3 protein-coding genes are annotated in these 4129 nt (G+C 59.5%); 2 read left to right on the top strand and 1 reads right to left on the bottom strand.

The window, feature by feature from the left end:
• Positions 1 to 71: 71 nt before the first annotated feature.
• On the bottom strand, positions 72 to 941 hold the full coding sequence (locus HMPREF9538_RS18025; protein WP_223174612.1) for a LysR substrate-binding domain-containing protein: 870 nt from the start codon (positions 939 to 941) through the stop codon (positions 72 to 74).
• Between the two features lie 143 nt (positions 942 to 1084).
• On the opposite strand from HMPREF9538_RS18025, the gene HMPREF9538_RS18030 reads away from it, so the two are divergent.
• Both HMPREF9538_RS18030 and tyrR read left to right on the top strand, forming a co-directional pair.
• Positions 1085 to 2398, top strand: coding sequence for a 6-phospho-beta-glucosidase (locus HMPREF9538_RS18030; protein ID WP_002901977.1), 1314 nt, complete (start codon positions 1085 to 1087; stop codon positions 2396 to 2398).
• Between the two features lie 172 nt (positions 2399 to 2570).
• The gene (gene tyrR / locus HMPREF9538_RS18035; RefSeq protein WP_002901979.1) at positions 2571 to 4112 is read left to right on the top strand and encodes a transcriptional regulator TyrR; all 1542 of its coding nucleotides are present in this window, start codon (positions 2571 to 2573) and stop codon (positions 4110 to 4112) included.
• The last annotated feature ends 17 nt before the right edge of the window (positions 4113 to 4129 follow it).

The raw sequence follows: 4129 nt of genomic DNA, 5'->3' as shown, positions 1-4129 counted from the left end.
CCGGGGGGGCGGCTTCGCCTTGCCCGGCCTTCGACGTCAAGCTCTGGTACGTGCACCCTGGCAATATTCGATTAGGCGCATTCCGCCGCCAGCCACTCGCTGAAGGCGCGAAAGCGCGGGCGGGAACGGTTCTCCTGCGGACAAATCAGGTCATAGCCAAAGGGCGAGGGCGCTTCATTTTCAGACAAGGCCACCAGCCTGCCGGCGTCGAGCAGCGGCTGGATCAGCGTTTTACGCCCCATCACCACGCCGAGTCCATTGAGCGCCATCTCGATGGCCAGCGAGTGGTTATTCACCGCGTAATACCGGCCGTCAAAAGGTAACGCCTGTCCGCTGTGCTGGCACCACAGGCGCCATTCCGCAAATTGATCCTGTACGTCGGTGGATTCGCACGCATGGATCCAGACGAGCGCCGCCGGGTCGCCGCCGCTCAGCGGACGATACTGCTGGCGATAACGCGGGGAGCAGACCGGGAGCAAACTTTCCGCCATCAGCCGCTGTTGATAAAGATCGGGATAGCGCGTGGCGCCGTAGTAAATTGCCAGATCCACCCGCTCCTCGTTAAAATCCATCACCCCGGCGCGCACGCGAAACTGCAGATTCAGTCCCGGCCATTGCGTCTGAAAGCGCGGCAGACGCGGCATTAGCCACAGATGGGCCAGCGTCGGCGCAATACCAATATGCAGCGTGCCGCGCAGATCCTGATCGCGAATATCCTCAATTTCATCGTTAATCGCCCGCAGCGAATGGCTTAACGTCGCCAGCAGCCGCTTACCTTCCTCTGTCAGCGCCAGTTTACGCGTCATGCGGATAAACAGGCGAAACCCGATGTGCATCTCCAGCCTGCGGATCCGATGGCTGACCGCTCCCTGGGTAAGGTTCATTTCATGCGCGGCAAGGGTAAAGCTCAGGTGGCGGGCGGTCACCTCAAAGGTCTGCAGCAGCGCAAGGATGCTTTGTTGCTCAAGCGCAGATTGTCTCCCTTATGCATTAATTGAGTTCATGCATAGGCCGATTTAATTCGTTTGTTAGGCCAGTTTTGCCGGTTTTAAATAGTTATATCGTAACTAAACCGAGGTATACCATGTCAGGACTCAAAATTGTGGTGATTGGCGGTGGCTCCAGCTACACCCCGGAACTGATTGAAGGTTTGCTCAACCGCTATCATGAAATGCCAGTCGCTTCGCTATGGCTGGTGGACATTGAAGAGGGCAAAGAGAAAGTCGAGATTATCGCCGGACTGGCGCGGCGAATGATCGCCAAAGCCGGGCTGACTATTGAAGTGGTGGCCACCCTTGACCGGGAAAGCGCGCTGCGCGATGCCGATTTCGTCTGCTCGCAGTTTCGCGCCGGCTGCCTTGACGCCCGGATCAGCGATGAACGTATCTCCCTCAAGTATGGCTTGATCGGCCAGGAGACCAATGGCCTCGGCGGCTTCGCCAACGCCTGTCGCACCATTCCCATCGCCCTGGAGATCGCTGCCGATATGGAGCGACTGTGTCCCGACGCCTGGCTGCTGAACTTTACCAACCCGTCGGGGATGGTGACCGAAGCGATCCTGCGCCACAGCCGCATCAAAGCCGTCGGCCTGTGTAACGTGCCGGTGATTATGCAAAAAGGGATAACCACTCTGCTGCAATGCGCTGACGAAAAAGAGGTGGTGATGCAGGTCGCCGGCCTGAACCACTTTATCTTCGTGCGCCAGATCCTGCACAAAGGTAAAGAATGGCTGCCGGAGGTGATAGCCGAGATCAACGCCGGTCGGGATCCGCTGGTGCCGCGCAACATTCCGCCGTTCCGTTGGCCGTCGCATCTGCTGCAGGGCTTAGGCATGATCCCCTGCGCCTATCTGCGTTATTACTACATGAAAGACGATCTGCTGCGCCAGGAGCTGGCGGAGGCGGGCGGCGAAGGAACCCGCGGGGAAGTGGTTAAGCAGCTGGAAAAAATCTTGTTTGACCAGTACCGCGACCCGCACCTGGCAGTCAAACCGAAGGCGCTGGAAGGGCGCGGCGGCCAGTACTATTCCGAGGCGGCCTGCGAGCTGATGAATGCCATCTACAACGACAAGCGGATTATCATGCACGTCAACACGCGTAATAACGGCGCCATCAATGGCCTGCCGGATGACTGCGCGGTAGAGGTCAGCTCGCTGATTACCGCTTCTGGTCCGCTACCTCTCAATGTGGCGCCGTTCCCGGAAGATACCCTGCGTTTGCTGCAGCTGATGAAATCATTTGAACGGCTGACTATCGAGGCCGCGCTCACCGGCAACCGCCATACCGCATGGCGTGCTCTGATGCTGAATCCGCTGATCGTCAGCGGCGAGAAGCTCGAACTGGCGTTGGATGAGGTGATCGCTGAGAACCGTCAGTGGCTGCCTGCTTTCCACGCCTGACCCAAGACTCACCGGCCGCCTGGCCGGTGATTTAACCACTGACCGTCTGACTTTACGCCACAGCGCCCATTTTTCCGCCACACTGTCAATAATTGTTGACAGTTAGCTTCCCGAAAACCCATTCCTGGCCTATTATTCTCCCGTCATTGGCACTTTTAGGGTGAACACTCCCATGCGTCTTGAAGTCTTTTGTGAAGACCGTCTCGGTCTGACTCGTGAATTGCTCGATTTGCTGGTGCTGCGTGGTATTGACCTGCGCGGTATCGATATTGACCCTATTGGCCGAATTTACCTCAATTTCGCCGAACTGGAATTCGCCACGTTCAGCAGCCTGATGGCTGAGATCCGCCGTATCGCCGGCGTGACGGACGTGCGCACCGTGCCCTGGATGCCGTCTGAACGTGAACACCTGGCGCTCAGCGCGCTGCTGGTAGCGATGCCGGAGCCGGTGCTGTCGCTGGATACCAAAGGTCGGGTGGAACTGGCGAACCCCGCCAGCTGCCTGCTGTTTGGCCAAAGCCAGGCGAAGCTGCGTAACCACCCGGTGGCCCAGCTGATCGCCGATTTTAACGTTCAGCGCTGGCTGGAGAGCAGCCCGCAGGAGACGCATGCGGAGCATGTGGTGGTGAATGGGCAGAACTACCTGCTGGAAGTGACTCCGGTCTATCTGGAAGGCGAGCATAACGAGCGAGTGCTGACCGGCGCCGTGGCGATGTTGCGCTCAACCGTGCGCATGGGACGCCAGCTGCAGACCATGACCAGCCAGGATACCAGCGCTTTCAGTCAGATCCTCGCGGTGGGGCCGAAAATGCGCCACGTGGTGGAGCAAGCGCGCAAGCTGGCGATGCTCAGCGCGCCGCTGCTGATTGTCGGCGACACCGGCACCGGTAAAGATCTGCTGGCCCATGCCTGCCATCTGGCCAGTCCGCGGGCGGGCAAACCCTATCTGGCGCTCAACTGTGGCTCCATTCCCGAGGACGCGGTCGAGAGCGAGCTGTTTGGCGACGCGCTGCAGGGCAAGAAGGGCTTCTTCGAGCAAGCCAACGGCGGCTCGGTGCTGCTGGATGAAATTGGTGAGATGTCGCCGCGGATGCAGACTAAGCTGCTGCGCTTTCTCAACGACGGCACCTTCCGCCGCGTTGGCGAGGATCATGAAGTGCACGTCGATGTGCGGGTGATCTGCGCGACGCAGAAAAACCTGATCGAGCTGGTGCAGAAAGGGCTTTTCCGCGAAGATCTCTACTATCGCCTCAACGTCCTGACGCTGTATCTGCCGCCGCTGCGCGATTGCCCGCAGGACATCATGCCGCTGACGGAGCTGTTCGTGGCCCGCTTTGCCGACGAGCAGGGGATCCCGCGGCCGAAGCTCTCTGCCGATCTCAGTACGGTGCTTACCCGCTACAGCTGGCCCGGCAACGTCCGCCAGCTGAAGAATGCCGTCTATCGCGCACTGACCCAGCTGGAAGGATTTGAGCTGCGTCCACAGGACATTCTGCTGCCGGACCATGACGTCGCCTCGCTGCCGGTGGGCGAGGAGGCCATGGAAGGGTCGCTGGACGACATCACCCGCCGCTTTGAGCGCTCGGTGCTGACCCAGCTCTATCGCAGCTACCCCAGCACACGTAAGCTGGCGAAGCGGCTGGGGGTGTCGCATACCGCCATCGCCAATAAACTGCGTGAATATGGTCTGAGTCAGAAAAAGGGCGACGAATAATCCCGCCAGGCCCCGGG

Source organism: Klebsiella sp. MS 92-3 (genome assembly GCF_000195655.1).
GTDB classification, from domain to species: domain Bacteria; phylum Pseudomonadota; class Gammaproteobacteria; order Enterobacterales; family Enterobacteriaceae; genus Klebsiella; species Klebsiella pneumoniae.
This window is presented reverse-complemented; position numbering and strand designations above follow the sequence as displayed.

Excerpts from the sequence above, each read along its gene's own strand:
- HMPREF9538_RS18030 (WP_002901977.1), top strand. The coding sequence starts at position 1,085 with ATGTCAGGACTCAAAATTGTGGTGATTGGCGGTGGCTCCAGCTACACC.
- tyrR (WP_002901979.1), top strand. The coding sequence starts at position 2,571 with ATGCGTCTTGAAGTCTTTTGTGAAGACCGTCTCGGTCTGACTCGTGAA.